Annotated in this window: 10 protein-coding genes, 3 tRNA genes and 3 rRNA genes; 4 read left to right on the top strand and 12 right to left on the bottom strand. The window is 47.2% G+C overall.

Annotation, left to right across the window (positions count from 1 at the left end; all coding sequences use genetic code 11):
- The first annotated feature begins 171 nt into the window (after positions 1 to 171).
- Genes hemC through A9237_RS08700 form a run of 4 tightly spaced genes read left to right on the top strand, consistent with a single transcriptional unit; the run spans position 172 to position 4251 of the window.
- The gene (gene hemC / locus A9237_RS08715) at positions 172 to 1110 is read left to right on the top strand and encodes a hydroxymethylbilane synthase (protein ID WP_005438556.1); all 939 of its coding nucleotides are present in this window, start codon (positions 172 to 174) and stop codon (positions 1108 to 1110) included.
- 2 nt (positions 1111 to 1112) lie between these two features.
- A complete protein-coding gene (locus A9237_RS08710) occupies positions 1113 to 1841 on the top strand; it encodes a uroporphyrinogen-III synthase (RefSeq protein WP_078608043.1) in 729 nt (242 codons plus the stop codon).
- Positions 1842 to 1858: 17 nt separating this feature from the next.
- The gene (locus A9237_RS08705; RefSeq protein WP_039842618.1) at positions 1859 to 3070 is read left to right on the top strand and encodes a uroporphyrinogen-III C-methyltransferase; all 1212 of its coding nucleotides are present in this window, start codon (positions 1859 to 1861) and stop codon (positions 3068 to 3070) included.
- On the top strand, positions 3070 to 4251 hold the full coding sequence (locus tag A9237_RS08700) for a heme biosynthesis protein HemY (RefSeq protein ID WP_078608042.1): 1182 nt from the start codon (positions 3070 to 3072) through the stop codon (positions 4249 to 4251). Before A9237_RS08705 ends, A9237_RS08700 begins: the two co-directional genes overlap by 1 nt.
- 856 nt (positions 4252 to 5107) lie before the next feature.
- On the opposite strand, the gene A9237_RS08695 is transcribed toward A9237_RS08700, so the two are convergent.
- From A9237_RS08695 to trxA, 12 genes are all read right to left on the bottom strand, one after another.
- Positions 5108 to 5198: transfer RNA gene (locus A9237_RS08695), tRNA-Ser, on the bottom strand.
- A 70-nt stretch (positions 5199 to 5268) separates the two neighbouring features.
- A 5S ribosomal RNA gene (gene rrf / locus A9237_RS08690) occupies positions 5269 to 5385 on the bottom strand.
- Positions 5386 to 5477: 92 nt separating this feature from the next.
- Positions 5478 to 8368: ribosomal RNA gene (locus A9237_RS08685) — 23S ribosomal RNA — on the bottom strand.
- 290 nt (positions 8369 to 8658) lie between these two features.
- Positions 8659 to 8734, bottom strand: a tRNA-Ala gene (locus tag A9237_RS08680).
- A 39-nt stretch (positions 8735 to 8773) separates the two neighbouring features.
- Positions 8774 to 8850, bottom strand: a tRNA-Ile gene (locus A9237_RS08675).
- 67 nt (positions 8851 to 8917) lie between these two features.
- Positions 8918 to 10470, bottom strand: a 16S ribosomal RNA gene (locus A9237_RS08670).
- The 16S, 23S and 5S rRNA genes sit together here with 3 tRNA genes alongside, the layout of an rRNA operon.
- 471 nt (positions 10471 to 10941) lie before the next feature.
- The gene (fre, locus tag A9237_RS08660; RefSeq protein ID WP_005451180.1) at positions 10942 to 11655 is read right to left on the bottom strand and encodes an NAD(P)H-flavin reductase; all 714 of its coding nucleotides are present in this window, start codon (positions 11653 to 11655) and stop codon (positions 10942 to 10944) included.
- A 14-nt stretch (positions 11656 to 11669) separates the two neighbouring features.
- The gene (locus A9237_RS08655; protein WP_009696789.1) at positions 11670 to 11939 is read right to left on the bottom strand and encodes a 2Fe-2S iron-sulfur cluster-binding protein; all 270 of its coding nucleotides are present in this window, start codon (positions 11937 to 11939) and stop codon (positions 11670 to 11672) included.
- The gene (gene ubiD, locus A9237_RS08650; protein ID WP_078608041.1) at positions 11936 to 13789 is read right to left on the bottom strand and encodes a 4-hydroxy-3-polyprenylbenzoate decarboxylase; all 1854 of its coding nucleotides are present in this window, start codon (positions 13787 to 13789) and stop codon (positions 11936 to 11938) included. The genes A9237_RS08655 and ubiD overlap by 4 nt, the downstream gene beginning before the upstream one ends.
- A gap of 136 nt (positions 13790 to 13925) precedes the next feature.
- Entirely contained in the window at positions 13926 to 14918 is a 993-nt protein-coding gene (locus A9237_RS08645) for a hypothetical protein (protein WP_039843020.1), read from the bottom strand.
- A gap of 106 nt (positions 14919 to 15024) precedes the next feature.
- Positions 15025 to 16284, bottom strand: coding sequence for a transcription termination factor Rho (gene rho, locus A9237_RS08640; protein WP_005440042.1), 1260 nt, complete (start codon positions 16282 to 16284; stop codon positions 15025 to 15027).
- Positions 16285 to 16480: 196 nt separating this feature from the next.
- Positions 16481 to 16807, bottom strand: a complete 327-nt coding sequence (gene trxA / locus A9237_RS08635; protein WP_004745500.1) for a thioredoxin TrxA — start codon at positions 16805 to 16807, stop codon at positions 16481 to 16483.
- Between the last annotated feature and the right edge of the window lie 102 nt (positions 16808 to 16909).

The raw sequence follows: 16909 nt of genomic DNA, 5'->3' as shown, positions 1-16909 counted from the left end.
GTATTCACCTATAACTAATAATAGTCCTTAGCCTAAATGAGAATCCAGTCACACTATTTTCATAACGTCATGTAATTCGATTCATGACACCAAGAGAAGCCTAACTAACATTAAGACTTTCACGCGTTGAGTGGTAGGATTAGGCAAAACTAAAACAGCATTGAGAAGACCATGACACAATCTACGCCAATTCGCATTGCAACTCGAAAAAGCCCTCTTGCCCTATGGCAAGCTCACTATGTAAAAGACGCACTTCAAGCCGCTCATCCAGGTCTGGAAGTTGAGCTGGTTACTATGGTGACCAAAGGCGACATCATTTTGGATACACCGCTAGCCAAAGTCGGTGGTAAAGGCTTGTTTGTGAAAGAGCTAGAAGTGGCAATGCTTGAAGGTCGCGCAGACCTTGCGGTGCACTCAATGAAAGATGTACCAGTAGACTTCCCTGAAGGTCTTGGCTTGGTGACGATTTGTGAGCGTGAAGACCCACGTGATGCATTCGTTTCTAACACTTACAACAACATTGATGAGCTGCCACAAGGTGCAGTTGTAGGTACTTGTAGCCTGCGTCGTCAGTGTCAGTTAAAAGAATACCGCCCAGACCTAGTTATCAAAGAGCTGCGTGGTAACGTAGGTACTCGTCTAGGTAAGCTAGATGCAGGTGAATACGATGCAATCATTCTTGCTGCTGCAGGTCTGAAACGCCTTGAGCTAGAAGAGCGCATCCGTAGCTTTATCGAGCCAGAGCAATCGCTACCAGCAGTAGGCCAAGGTGCAGTAGGTATTGAGTGCCGTGTGGATGACGAACGTCTACTTAAACTGCTTGAGCCACTAAACCACCAAGATACGGCAGACCGCGTAAGATGTGAGCGCGCGATGAACCTCACGCTTGAAGGCGGCTGTCAGGTGCCTATCGGCAGTTACTCACTGCTTGATGGTGACAACATTTGGCTACGCGCATTGGTTGGCGAACCAGACGGCAGCCTAATTGTGCGTGGTGAAATTCGCGGTCACCGTAACGATGCCGAAGCACTCGGTGTTCAACTGGCTAACGAGCTACTTGAAAACGGTGCGCGCGACATCCTAACCAAACTGTACGCAGACCACGAATAATCATGGCAGTGTTGGTCACTCGTCCGGGAGAGCAAGGCATGGCGCTTTGCTCTCTGCTCGAAAGGCACGGCAAAACTGCAATTCATCATCCTCTGATCGACATCGTCGCCGATCTCAGCGACACACAACTCTCCAAATACATTGAAACCGCTCAAATCATCATTGCTGTTAGCCAACATGCGGTGCAATGCGCAGAGCAAATCTTGCAGAACCACGCTAAATCATGGTCTAAGCAGGCTATATACCTTGCCGTTGGTCAAAAAACAGCACACTATTTGAGCAAATGTACCCAACAGAAAGTACACTATCCACAAGTCAGTGATAGTGAGCACTTGTTGCAGCTTCCCGAGCTAAACAATGTAGAAAAACAAACAGTTCTGATCCTCCGTGGCAACGGTGGTCGAGAGCTGATAAAAGATGCATTGGTGAGACGTGGAGCAAAAGTTCACTATAGTGAGACTTATAAGAGAGAATTTATCCCATTCGATCCAGTAAGCTGTGTCTCACTATGGAAAACCCAACAAATCGACCAGGTTATCGTCACCAGTGGTGAACAACTGGATTATTTGTGCAGCCAATTGACGTCAGAGCAATTGACTTGGCTTAATCAACAAGAGTTGTATATCCCCAGTCAGCGAATCGCTGACATCGCAATTCAACGGGGCTTCACTCAGGTCAGGTGCACAGGAAGCGCATCCAACCAAGAATTACTGGCTGCTCTCCAGCCCTAGCTACACAGGATATAGGCATGACAAGTAAAAATAACGACCAAAAGAATAACGATAAAAACCTTTCCGAAGAAACCACATCGGCACCGCTAGCTGAAAAAGACACGCCTAAGAAGGAATCTGAACCAAGCAAGGCAGAATCAAAGCCTGCTGAGCCAACCAAACCAGAACAACCAAACAAAGTTGAATTTGAAGAGAAGCAAGGCAAACGCGGCGTCAAGCTAGGTACTGTTGCTATCGTCTTATCACTGATTTTTGGTGGCGGTCTCACTTACAAAATGCTTGAGCAGCAATCTGAATACCAAACTCAGATCGCTCAACTGCAAAGCCAACTGGAACAAGCTCAATCAGCAATGAAGCAAGAGCTTAGCCAAGTAAAAGAAGAAACCATTGAAAAAGCGACCACTGTCACTCACAAAGCAGAAGTGGTACTGGGTCAGCAACAAAAGAGCATCGAAAGCCTACAACTGGCTGTCGCTGATGTGAAAGGTCGTCGTCCAAACGACTGGCTACTAGCAGAAGCTGACTACCTAGTAAAACTGGCAGGTCGTAAATTGTTCTTAGAGCACGATGTAGAAAGCGCGACTCAATTGATGGAAAGCGCGGATCAACGTATCGCCGCGCTGAACGATCCAAGCTTGGTCGGTCTGCGTAAAGCCATGGCAAACGACATTACTAAGCTGCGTGTTGTTCCTTTAGTAGACCGTGATGGCTTGGTATTGCGCCTCACTGCGCTACAACAGCAAGTAGACAAGCTGCCACTTGCGAATGCTTTGCTACCAGAAGCGGCTGCGGTAGAGAAACAACAAGTGTCTGAAGACATTGCAAACTGGCAAGATAACTTGATGACGTCATTAAAAGACTTCTCAGAAAACTTCATTACCTTCCGCACTCGTGACGGCAACGTAATCCCTCTATTGTCACCACAACAACACTTCTACTTGAAAGAAAACATCAAAGCGAAGTTAGAGACGGCAATCAAAGCGGTTTACCAAGAGCAAGGTGAAATCTACACCACCTCTTTAGAAACAGCAGACAAATGGGCAATGGCATTCTTCAACCAAGACGACAACTCGGTGAAAGAATTCAACAAGACACTGAGCCAACTGAGTAAGCAAGACATTCAAGTTGAATACCCTGCGAAGCTAGAAAGCCAAAACCAACTCTCTGACGTGATTCGTGAACGCCTACGTCGTGAAGTGACCACTATGACAGGTACGGAGGATAAGTAATGGTTCGTCTTATTTTCCTATTTGTTGTTCTTGGTGCTGGTCTGTTCGTTGGCACTCAGTTCTCAGGTCAGCAAGGTTATGTCCTGATCTCAATCGCGAATACAACGATAGAGATGAGTGTCACTACTCTGGTGATCTTTGTGATTGCCGCATTGGCAGCGTTGTTCTTCTTAGAGTACCTAGTCAAGAAGTTGGTGTACGCAAGCTCAAGCACTTGGAACTATTTCAGTGTGCGCAAAATGCGTCGCTCTCGTCGTTACACCAACGAAGGCATCATCAAGCTACTTGAAGGTGACTGGAAAGGTGCAGAGAAGAAAGTGACACGTTGGGCAAACCACCACGACATGCCTCTCCTGTGTTACCTAGTGGCTTCAGAAGCAGCACAAGGTCAAGGTGACAAAGCGAAGCGTGACCAGTACCTAGAGCTAGCAAGCCAGCAAGAAAATGCGCACCTAGCAGTAGAACTGACTCGTGCAAAACAGTTTATTCGTGATAACGAATTCGAATCTGCATTCGACACACTGCAAACACTGAAAGGTCAGTACGCGAATAACTCGATTGTTCTTAACCTGCTTAAAACCACTTACATGCAACTTAAGCTATGGCAACCGCTGATAGACCTGATGCCTCAGCTAAGCAAAGCCAAACTGGTTACGGAAGAAGAGCAAGCGGAGCTGGTTCAGAAAGCACAATGCGGCTTGCTACACGAAGTGGCTCAGCAGCAAGGCAGCGAAGGTCTTATCTCACACTGGAATGGTTTGCCACGTAAGGTAAAACAAGACGCTCATTTGATCGGTTGTTTTGCTCACGAGCTCATCTCACGTAAAGCAGATAACGAAGCATTCACAGTAATCAAAGAAGCACTGAAGAAAAGCCCAACACCAGAGCTCTACCAATTACTGCCAGAGCTAAACCTACCGGATAGTCACCCAGTCATCGTATTCTTGGAAGGTGTCTTGAAGCGTGAACCAGAAAACGCAGCGGCACAAAGTGCATTAGCGCACTTCTTCTTCCGCCAAGAAAAATGGCAAGAAGCGCAAGAGCACTTTGAGGTTGCGCTAAAACTTCGCTCAGACGTTTCTGACTATGCTTACCTAGCAGACACACTAGAGAAGCAAAACCTGACAAAAGCGGCTCACGAGGTCTCTCGTAAAGCGCTAACGCTAGTTCAAAACAACTAAGCGATTCAGAAAGTAAAAAGCCGACAGTTTACTGTCGGCTTTTTTATTGCCTGCAATTTCTCACACCCTATCATCGTAACGACTGACTCCCCTAAGAGCAGAGAACCCTCTACTGCCTACACCTGATTAGAAATAATCATCAAAGCTTCTGTCGTTCATTCCAAGCTGCTCTTCTTCGTGTCATTAAGAACCACGTGAAACAGCCGCGAGCACTTCCTACAAGATAGAGAGATTGGTTCTAAATGGTTAGGAGGGAAAACCTCCTTCAGAGCACAGTAAAGCGTAGTAATGGCAAAAGAAATAATTAGAGTAATGTTATGTACTCATTTCAATGAGAAAGGCCCCATACAGCGCTTGGGTAGCGTTTGTTATAAAAGCTAAAGCAAAGAGTCATGTTCATCGGTAATAAGTATTAAAAGGTGCTCAGACGCTCTAATACATATTGAATACTACAGCGAGTAGAAACTCTCTTTTGTTGAGAAGATAGGGATAGGAATGGCGAGGAGAAAGCTCAATCACTTTCGCTAGACGGCGGCTTCTATAATCCTTCAGACAGAGAAAATAGAAGGCCTCAAAGTACGACTTAACACTGGGCTGCTTATTGAGTGGAGAGCAGAAGCGCTAGTTTGGAGCTGTACTCGGTTAGGAGGTTGATTCAGATGCCTTGAACTACCTCCCAAGTACCAGAAACGACAAAAGCCCGTTGGTTTCTCAACAGGCTTTCTATGTAGTGTCTGAGTTCAGGGGCAACTAATCCGGGGTCGCGACTGACTTAGGACTTGATGCAAATCCCGTCTAATTCACAAACGCCAGAAATGAAAAAAGCCTCGCTATTTCTAGCGAGGCTTCTTAATAGTGGCGGAGAGATAGGGATTTGAACCCTAGATACGCTATTAACGTATGCCGGTTTTCAAGACCGGTGCTTTCAACCACTCAGCCATCTCTCCACAAATTGTCATCGTCAGATTAGTACACTGATGATGTTATTACTCGTCTAAGACCAGTAATGATGTTAAAGCCTGGCGATGTCCTACTCTCACATGGGGAAGCCCCACACTACCATCGGCGCTAATTCGTTTCACTTCTGAGTTCGGAATGGAAGTCAGGTGGGTCCAAATCGCTATGGTCGCCAAGCAAATTCTTTAATCTGGAAAACTGATGTTAAGTTCTATTTATACACATTCAATGTTCTTACATCGAGTCCATCAAAACCCCTTGGGTGTTGTATGGTTAAGCCTCACGGGCAATTAGTACAGGTTAGCTCAACGCCTCACAACGCTTACACACCCTGCCTATCAACGTTCTAGTCTCGAACAACCCTTTAGGATACTTAAAGTATCAGGGAAGACTCATCTCAGGGCTCGCTTCCCGCTTAGATGCTTTCAGCGGTTATCGATTCCGAACTTAGCTACCGGGCAATGCGTCTGGCGACACAACCCGAACACCAGAGGTTCGTCCACTCCGGTCCTCTCGTACTAGGAGCAGCCCCCTTCAATCTTCCAACGCCCACGGCAGATAGGGACCGAACTGTCTCACGACGTTCTAAACCCAGCTCGCGTACCACTTTAAATGGCGAACAGCCATACCCTTGGGACCGACTTCAGCCCCAGGATGTGATGAGCCGACATCGAGGTGCCAAACACCGCCGTCGATATGAACTCTTGGGCGGTATCAGCCTGTTATCCCCGGAGTACCTTTTATCCGTTGAGCGATGGCCCTTCCATTCAGAACCACCGGATCACTATGACCTGCTTTCGCACCTGCTCGAATTGTCATTCTCGCAGTCAAGCGGGCTTATGCCATTGCACTAACCTCACGATGTCCAACCGTGATTAGCCCACCTTCGTGCTCCTCCGTTACTCTTTGGGAGGAGACCGCCCCAGTCAAACTACCCACCAGGCACTGTCCGCAACCCCGATTAGGGGTCGACGTTAGAACATCAACACTACAAGGGTGGTATTTCAAGGACGGCTCCACAAATACTGGCGTACTTGCTTCAAAGCCTCCCACCTATCCTACACATGTAGGGTCAATGTTCAGTGCCAAGCTGTAGTAAAGGTTCACGGGGTCTTTCCGTCTAGCCGCGGGTACACTGCATCTTCACAGCGATTTCAATTTCACTGAGTCTCGGGTGGAGACAGCGTGGCCATCATTACGCCATTCGTGCAGGTCGGAACTTACCCGACAAGGAATTTCGCTACCTTAGGACCGTTATAGTTACGGCCGCCGTTTACCGGGGCTTCGATCAAGAGCTTCGACCGAAGTCTAACCCCATCAATTAACCTTCCGGCACCGGGCAGGCGTCACACCGTATACGTCATCTTACGATTTTGCACAGTGCTGTGTTTTTAATAAACAGTTGCAGCCACCTGGTATCTGCGACTCTCGTCAGCTCCATCCGCAAGGGACTTCACCATCAAGAGCGTACCTTCTCCCGAAGTTACGGTACCATTTTGCCTAGTTCCTTCACCCGAGTTCTCTCAAGCGCCTTGGTATTCTCTACCCGACCACCTGTGTCGGTTTGGGGTACGATTCCTTACAATCTGAAGCTTAGAGGCTTTTCCTGGAAGCATGGCATCAATGACTTCACTACCGTAGTAGCTCGACGTCGTGTCTCAGCCTTAAGAGAAACCGGATTTACCTAATTTCTCAGCCTACGCACTTGAACCTGGACAACCGTCGCCAGGCCCACCTAGCCTTCTCCGTCCCCCCATCGCAATTGTAAGAAGTACGGGAATATTAACCCGTTTCCCATCGACTACGCCTTTCGGCCTCGCCTTAGGGGTCGACTTACCCTGCCCCGATTAACGTTGGACAGGAACCCTTGGTCTTCCGGCGAGGAGGTTTTTCACCCCCTTTATCGTTACTCATGTCAGCATTCGCACTTCTGATACGTCCAGCATGCGTTACCACACACCTTCAACCGCTTACAGAACGCTCCCCTACCCAATGCACTAAAGTGCATTGCCGCAGCTTCGGTTTACTACTTAGCCCCGTTACATCTTCCGCGCAGGCCGACTCGACCAGTGAGCTATTACGCTTTCTTTAAATGATGGCTGCTTCTAAGCCAACATCCTGGCTGTCTGAGCCTTCCCACATCGTTTCCCACTTAGTAGTAATTTGGGACCTTAGCTGGCGGTCTGGGTTGTTTCCCTCTCCACGACGGACGTTAGCACCCGCCGTGTGTCTCCCGGATAGTACTTACTGGTATTCGGAGTTTGCAAAGGGTTGGTAAGTCGGGATGACCCCCTAGCCTTAACAGTGCTCTACCCCCAGTAGTATTCGTCCGAGGCGCTACCTAAATAGCTTTCGGGGAGAACCAGCTATCTCCAGGTTTGATTGGCCTTTCACCCCTAGCCACAAGTCATCCGCTAATTTTTCAACATTAGTCGGTTCGGTCCTCCAATTGATGTTACTCAATCTTCAACCTGCCCATGGCTAGATCACCTGGTTTCGGGTCTATATCCAGCGACTGAGTCGCGCAGTTAACACTCGCTTTCGCTACGGCTCCCCTAGATGGTTAACCTTGCCACTGAATATAAGTCGCTGACCCATTATACAAAAGGTACGCAGTCACACCACGAAGGTGCTCCTACTGCTTGTACGTACACGGTTTCAGGTTCTATTTCACTCCCCTCACAGGGGTTCTTTTCGCCTTTCCCTCACGGTACTGGTTCACTATCGGTCAGTCAGTAGTATTTAGCCTTGGAGGATGGTCCCCCCATATTCAGACAGGATATCACGTGTCCCGCCCTACTCGATTTCACTTTATATGCGTTGCCGGTTACGGGGCTATCACCCTGTATCGCACAACTTTCCAGAAGTTTCACCTGACGCATAAAAAGCTTAAGGGCTAGTCCAATTTCGCTCGCCGCTACTTTCGGAATCTCGGTTGATTTCTTTTCCTCGGGGTACTTAGATGTTTCAGTTCCCCCGGTTCGCCTCGCTGCGCTATGTATTCACGCAGCGATACTTACTTATGTAAGTGGGTTTCCCCATTCGGAAATCCCAGACTCAAATGGTTTTTACTACCTAATCTGGGCTTATCGCAAGTTAATACGTCCTTCATCGCCTCTGACTGCCAAGGCATCCACCGTGTACGCTTAGTCACTTAACCATACAACCCGAAGGAGTTTCGAGTTGATGTTCAAATCACCAAAGTTGTCTCTCATTATTTGAATGAGCGAGAGACATTTCGATTTTGCCGGACTCAATTTCGAATAATCACTGTAAAAGTGATATTCCCAAGAACACTTGAATGTGTTTTTTGGTGTTTGTCATAAAGACAAACATTGAGAACTTTACAAACAATCTTAAAGATTGTTTTGTCAGCTTTCCAAATTGTTAAAGAGCTAGATTTCTTAATGAAACCATTTTTAAAGATTCTTTTTCAAGAACACTTAAAGATGGTGGAGCTATGCGGGATCGAACCGCAGACCTCCTGCGTGCAAGGCAGGCGCTCTCCCAGCTGAGCTATAGCCCCATCAAGGTGTCGATACTGCATGCCAATTTCAAAAGAAATTGGTGGGTCTGAGTGGACTCGAACCACCGACCTCTCGCTTATCAGGCGAACGCTCTAACCACCTGAGCTACAGACCCAGTATCGTCTCTTTTACTTATAAACCGTATCAATCTGTGTGGACACTCATCGTGTATAATCATCGTTTAAGGAGGTGATCCAGCGCCAGGTTCCCCTAGCGCTACCTTGTTACGACTTCACCCCAGTCATGAACCACAAAGTGGTAAGCGTCCTCCCGAAGGTTAAACTACCTACTTCTTTTGCAGCCCACTCCCATGGTGTGACGGGCGGTGTGTACAAGGCCCGGGAACGTATTCACCGTGGCATTCTGATCCACGATTACTAGCGATTCCGACTTCATGGAGTCGAGTTGCAGACTCCAATCCGGACTACGACGCACTTTTTGGGATTCGCTCACTATCGCTAGCTTGCTGCCCTCTGTATGCGCCATTGTAGCACGTGTGTAGCCCTACTCGTAAGGGCCATGATGACTTGACGTCGTCCCCACCTTCCTCCGGTTTATCACCGGCAGTCTCCCTGGAGTTCCCGACATTACTCGCTGGCAAACAAGGATAAGGGTTGCGCTCGTTGCGGGACTTAACCCAACATTTCACAACACGAGCTGACGACAGCCATGCAGCACCTGTCTCAGAGTTCCCGAAGGCACCAATCCATCTCTGGAAAGTTCTCTGGATGTCAAGAGTAGGTAAGGTTCTTCGCGTTGCATCGAATTAAACCACATGCTCCACCGCTTGTGCGGGCCCCCGTCAATTCATTTGAGTTTTAATCTTGCGACCGTACTCCCCAGGCGGTCTACTTAACGCGTTAGCTCCGAAAGCCACGGCTCAAGGCCACAACCTCCAAGTAGACATCGTTTACGGCGTGGACTACCAGGGTATCTAATCCTGTTTGCTCCCCACGCTTTCGCATCTGAGTGTCAGTATCTGTCCAGGGGGTCGCCTTCGCCACCGGTATTCCTTCAGATCTCTACGCATTTCACCGCTACACCTGAAATTCTACCCCCCTCTACAGTACTCTAGTCTGCCAGTTTCAAATGCTATTCCGAGGTTGAGCCCCGGGCTTTCACATCTGACTTAACAAACCACCTGCATGCGCTTTACGCCCAGTAATTCCGATTAACGCTCGCACCCTCCGTATTACCGCGGCTGCTGGCACGGAGTTAGCCGGTGCTTCTTCTGTCGCTAACGTCAAATAATGCAGCTATTAACTACACTACCTTCCTCACGACTGAAAGTGCTTTACAACCCGAAGGCCTTCTTCACACACGCGGCATGGCTGCATCAGGCTTGCGCCCATTGTGCAATATTCCCCACTGCTGCCTCCCGTAGGAGTCTGGACCGTGTCTCAGTTCCAGTGTGGCTGATCATCCTCTCAGACCAGCTAGGGATCGTCGCCTTGGTGAGCCATTACCTCACCAACTAGCTAATCCCACCTAGGCATATCCTGACGCGAGAGGCCCGAAGGTCCCCCTCTTTGGCCCGTAGACATTATGCGGTATTAGCCATCGTTTCCAATGGTTATCCCCCACATCAGGGCAATTTCCTAGGCATTACTCACCCGTCCGCCGCTCGACGCCGTTATCGTTCCCCGAAGGTTCAGATAACTCGTTTCCGCTCGACTTGCATGTGTTAGGCCTGCCGCCAGCGTTCAATCTGAGCCATGATCAAACTCTTCAATTTAAGATTTTGTTCGGCTCAATGAATACTGAACATTACATAAGTAATGTTTGAATTGACTGTGCTGAATCTTTCGATTCAATGGTCACTTCGTTTCATTGAAACCTAATTTGATACCGAAATATCTAATTGGATTATCATCAACGAGTGCCCACACAGATTGATAGGTCTATATTGTTAAAGAGCTTGCTTATCGAGAAGTTTTTCTCTCAAAGCGGAGGTGCATTCTAACGAGATAATTGAGAGTGTCAAACACTTTTTTCAATTTATTTTCTCAGAAGCTTTTCACCTCTCCGACCCTGCTGAAGCCTTATCGCGTCTGCCGTGTCGGTGGATGCGCATTATAGGGAACTCAGATCCGTTCGCAACCCTTTTTTGAAAAAAAATGGAAAAAACTGACTGTTCGATGACTATTTCATCAAAAAAGCAAAAAAGAGGGTAAAAAACCCTCTTTTTCTGCCTTAAAAGCCGTATTTAAATGAAAGCGTACGCGTCTGCGAACATACGTTCGCTCTTCGCTTTCTTGTTCTGAGTGAACTGTTCACGTGCTGCACCAGCCATTTCAAAGCGGCCTGCAATATAAATATCGTAGTTTTCTAAGCTTTCGAAATCTTCGGCTACTGCTTGTAGCACGTTACCAACTTTACCTTGCCAGTCTGCAGGTGCCTCTTCTACTACTGGAACAAAGTGAACGTTAGCAAACTTATCGGCAATCTCGACCAGTTCTTCTTTAGCATAAAGCTGGCAGTTGTCTCGTGCACCCCAGTATAAATAGATAGGGTTGGTTTTGTTCTGTGCAACACAGTGATCCAGAATCGAACGCACGTAACTAAAGCCAGTACCACCAGCAATCAATAATAGCGGGCGTTCGCTTTCTTCTTGAACCCAAGCATCACCATGTGGTGCATCAATCTCGATATGACCATCTGTTTCTAGGGCGGCTTGCATTGCTTCAACGACTTCTAGTGCATAAGCATTGTGTTCTGCCGCGCCGATGTGCAGTTCAAGCTCACCTTCATGACGACAAGGACTGCTCGCAATAGAGAAAGGACGTTTGTCTTTTTCACCCATCACGACCATTAGGTACTGACCGGCTTTAAAAGGCACTGGTGATTCTGGGTGAAGAAGGATTTGGTAAGTATTACAAGCTAACGGCTGAATAGACTTTACTTTACATTGGATGGTCATGGTGTTCCTCTCGCTTACTCGTCAAAAGTAAGCACTAAATTACTTTCTGTATAGGCTTGGCAAGGGAATATCCAACCTTGCTGTTGCTCTTTTTCGGTTAGCATAGGTTCGAGGTGATAGCTCACCTCGCCCGTTAGCTTTTTACACATGCACATGGCGCAAGCGCCAACTTGGCAACGGTGCGGGAAGCGAATATTGTTGTTGAGCGCAGCTTCCAACACCGTCTCCCCTTCTTTTACTTGGAACGTAACGTCCATTGGTAGAAGGTGGACTTGATGACTCATAGAATACCTAACTGGTCCCAAATCTCATCGACTTTAGCCACAAGTTTAGGATCTTTTTTGATAGGCGTGCCCCACTCGCGCGTGGCTTCAGATTCAAACTTATTGGTCGCATCGAGCCCAAGTTTAGATGAACTATCCGCCTTACCACGAACTTGAGTGGTATCTCTGTCTGGATCCATTCGAGTTGTCACTGCCCAAATGATGTCATTCCAATCTTGTGCATTGACGTCATCGTCGCACAAAATAATGAATTTGTTATCCGTGTACTGAGCGAAGAAGTCCCACAAGTATTCCATCAATGCTTGAGATTGACCGGCTTGGTCTTTCTTCATTGTCACGACAACAAATTGGTTGTTTGCTGTGGCCGGTAGATAAACATCGACAATTTCAGGACGCTGCTGTTTCAACGCATCCAAATCAGATTGGGTAATCGCTTTATTATCTCGCTCGGTAACTTTAGTTCGTGTCGCCAGTTCAGCATCCCATTTAATGGTTGCATCTAAACCCATCTTGGAGCCAAGCCCAACCACAGGTGAAGCAAAGTCGAGCGAGTCGATTGGCGTGTTATCTATCATCAAGGTATCACGCACAGGATCCATATGCTCTGACATGGCTTTCACGACATCATTCCAATCTCGTGCGTTTACCGATTCATCGCACACAATAACAAACTTGGTATACATGAATTGACGTAAGAAAGACCACACGCCCATCATTACTCGCTTGGCATGCCCCGGATACTGCTTCTTCATGGTGACGACTGCCATTCGGTACGAACAACCTTCTGGCGGTAGATAGAAGTCTTCAATCTCTGGGAATTGCTTTTGCAAAATCGGCACAAACACTTCGTTTAATGCCACACCCAATACAGCTGGTTCATCAGGCGGACGACCTGTGTAGGTGCTGTGATAAATAGGGTCTTTACGCATAGTAATGTGCGTAATGGTAAATACGTGGTGCTTTTCTTTTTCGTTATAGTAGCCAGTGTGGTCGCCGTAAGGACCTTCATCAGCAAACTCGTTCGGGTCGATATAGCCTTCCATCACGATTTCCGCGCTCGCTGGCACTTCCAAATCATTACTGACTGACTTCACGACTTCCGTTTTGCTTCCACGCAACAAACCTGCAAATGCATATTCCGATAGCGTATCTGGCACTGGTGTTACTGCGCCAAGAATGGTTGCAGGGTCTGCACCAAACGCAACCGAAACTGGGAAAGGTTTACCTGGATTGTTTTCCATCCAATCGCGCAGATCAAGCGCACCACCACGATGGGCTAACCAACGCATGATGATTTTGTTCTTAGCAATTTTCTGCTGACGGTAAATACCTAGGTTCTGGCGTTTCTTGTTTGGACCTTTGGTTACGGTTAAGCCCCAAGTAAGCAGTGGCGCAACATCTTCTGCCCAGCAGCTCATTACCGGAATCTTATCCAAATCGACTTCATCACCTTGCCAAACAATGTCTTGGCATGGTGCTTTACGTAAACGCTTAGCCGGCATGTTCAATACTTGCTTGAACACAGGCAGCTTTTCTAAAGCGTCTTTGAAGCCTTTTGGTGGCTCAGGTTCTTTTAAATAAGCCAGCAGCTTACCGACTTCTCTTAATTCTTTAACGTCTTCGCGTCCCATGCCGATTGCGACACGCTCTGGCGTACCAAATAGGTTCGTCAAAACAGGTACGTCGTAGCCGATTGGGTTCTCAAACAACAATGCAGGACCACCAGCACGCAAGGTGCGGTCACTGATCTCTGTCATTTCGTAAGCGGGATCGACGGGGTGAGTGATGCGTTTAAGTCGACCTTTCTGTTCTAGGTGGTCGATAAATTCGCGTAAATCCTTAAAACTCATAGGCCTTCATGCTGGCTGATTAAACTGTCTGCAGTATAACAAATAGGAGGACGCTAAGATCCTCCTATTTTGTGTGGGTATGTGAGCTAGATTGCTTCAATAGAAACAAGACGAAGAGAGGCCTTTTGAAGTGCTATCACTTCAGGAATTCCTGAATTTGCCGCGCCTTCACTTGGCGATTGCTTGAAACAAGCTCTTCCAACCAAGATTGATGCCCCTGCTTCGCTAACTCTCTTGCAACCAAAGTGGCTTCTTCTGAAAGCGCCATCTTGGCTACTAGGAATTGTTTTACGTTCGGAGTAAGTGGATTGGATCTCGTGAGCAACTCAATCGCGTAAGGTTTTAAGGTTGGATTGACGGTGGCATTCATCAATTGTTGTAGTGAGAATTCATCGCTCACCTCAGCCAATCTTTCAAGCTCTGTCTGGCTATTGTAATCTGCGCGCATTCGCCATAGCAGATCATACATGGCCTCATCTTGGCTGACTTGCGCCAAACGCACCACAACGGCTGTTGAAGGCAACCAGCTCGTTACGTTTGCATGAGTTAACTGCTTGGTGAGCGCTTCAAGTGCGTTGGGAGACAAACTGTCTAGCTCGCGAATAAGCAGCGCCTCTCTGGTTTGTACTTGCTGTGAAGTGCCAGTAAGCCAATCTTTCAAATCAAGCTCTTGTCGCTCTGCCGCTAAAACAAACTCCAACGTACTTTGGTCTTGCTTCCAGCGCTTAATCAGACGACTGGCGATCGCAGGGAAATTAAACGCAGGCACACTAAATTCGTAACCATCACCACGTTCAAGTACTTGGTAAGTCGGCGTAATACTGATCTGAGATTCGACAAAAATAGCCATTCTCGGCGTGAGGATGATTTCTTGCTGCTCTAGTTTTTCGAGCAATAGGAAGCGTACGACTTCTTGTTGAGGAAAAGCCAATCGGTCGAGGGCGAATTTGAGAGAGTCGACTTCGTCTCTGACTGCATAATCGAGCAATTCAGATACTTTGGTCTGTATATGGGTATCCTGAAGCCACTGTTCTACTACGGTTTCCTGCATTTCCTTGGCAGATAACGTCGCGGGTAATGTGATAAGTGACAAGCTCAGGAGTAATGACGACAACATTCCTTGTTGCATGTTAACCTCCCGATAACATTTCCTTCATTCTGATACTTCTATCGGGAGAAAGCAATAAAAAAGCCACCGATATACGGTGGCCCTTCGCAGAATTACTTATCTGAGACTACTGACGACGCATTGCATCAAAGAATTCGTCGTTGGTCTTCGTCATCGCTAGCTTGTCGATTAGGAATTCCATTGCATCGATTTCGCCCATTGGGTGAACAATCTTACGTAGAATCCACATCTTCTGAAGCTCTTCGTTCTTAGTTAGAAGCTCTTCACGACGTGTGCCACTGCGGTTGAAGTCAATCGCTGGGAATACACGCTTCTCTGCGATCTTACGGTTCAAGTGGATTTCCATGTTACCTGTACCCTTGAACTCTTCGTAGATAACTTCGTCCATCTTAGAACCAGTATCAACTAGAGCAGTAGCAAGGATAGTTAGGCTGCCACCTTCTTCTACGTTACGTGCTGCACCGAAGAAACGCTTAGGACGGTGTAGTGCGTTTGCATCCACACCACCAGTTAACACTTTACCTGATGAAGGTACTACGGTGTTGTATGCACGAGCTAGACGAGTGATAGAGTCAAGCAGGATAACCACGTCTTTCTTGTGTTCAACAAGACGTTTTGCTTTCTCGATTACCATTTCCGCTACTTGTACGTGGCGAGAAGCTGGCTCATCGAATGTTGACGCCACTACTTCACCTTTAACTAGACGCTGCATCTCTGTTACTTCTTCTGGACGTTCGTCGATAAGAAGTACCATCAACTCACACTCTGGGTGGTTGTATGCGATGCTTTGAGCGATGTTTTGCAGAAGCATTGTCTTACCCGCTTTAGGCGGAGCAACAATCAGACCACGTTGACCTTTACCAATTGGCGATGCCAAGTCTAAAACACGTGCTGTGATGTCTTCTGTAGAACCGTTACCGCGCTCCATTACCATACGCTCGTTAGCGTGCAGAGGCGTTAAGTTCTCGAATAGGATCTTGTTACGAGCGTTGTCTGGTTTGTCGTCGTTAACTGTGTTGACTTTTAGCAGGGCAAAGTAGCGCTCACCGTCTTTTGGTGGGCGAATCTTACCAGCAATTGAGTCACCAGTACGTAGGTTGAAGCGACGAATCTGACTTGGCGAAACGTAGATATCGTCTGGACCAGCAAGGTATGAGCTGTCCGCGCTACGTAGGAAACCAAAGCCGTCTTGCAGAATCTCCAGAACCCCATCGCCAAAGATGTCTTCGCCGCCTTTTGCGTGCGCTTTAAGAATTGCGAAGATGATGTCTTGTTTTCTTAGACGAGCTAGGTTCTCAAGACCCAGGCTTTCGCCAAGCTTTACAAGGTCAGACACAGGTCTGTTCTTCAGTTCAGTAAGATTCATGGTGGTGGATGCTTGTTTAGTCAAAATAAGATCTGTTTTCTAGTTAAGATGGATTTGGTCTCAGGATCGACCAAGAAGAGAAATTTGTTCAATTAACGCGCGATAAGTTAGCACTAATTAATATTCTAGTCCAGAGTTAGAAAAACAAAACCGCGCATTGTCATATTGCACGGTTTTGTTTGTAATCACTTGGTGATTATAGGTTTGCGTCTAGGAACTCTTTTAGTTGAGTCTTAGACAAAGCACCAACTTTCGTTGCCGCTACGTTACCGTCTTTGAATAACAGTAGCGTTGGAATACCGCGAATGCCAAACTTAGGTGGTGTACCTGCGTTATGGTCAATGTTTAGTTTACCGATAGTGAGTTTGCCTTCGTACTCGTCAGCGATTTCGTCCAGGATAGGAGCGATCATTTTACAAGGACCACACCATTCTGCCCAAAAATCAACTAGAACCGGGCCTGCAGCGTTGATTACATCGTTTTCAAAACCGTCATCAGTAAGCTGCAAAATCTTATCACTCATCTTCCACTCCAATGTGTTTTTCGAAACTGGTTGGATGATAACCAGTAAATAGATGCCCTATTGGAATGTATTTACTTTCTTATTGCAAGCTTTAGCTGATAT

The sequence above is a fragment of the Vibrio owensii genome, assembly GCF_002021755.1.
Classification (GTDB): domain Bacteria; phylum Pseudomonadota; class Gammaproteobacteria; order Enterobacterales; family Vibrionaceae; genus Vibrio; species Vibrio owensii.
This window is presented reverse-complemented; position numbering and strand designations above follow the sequence as displayed.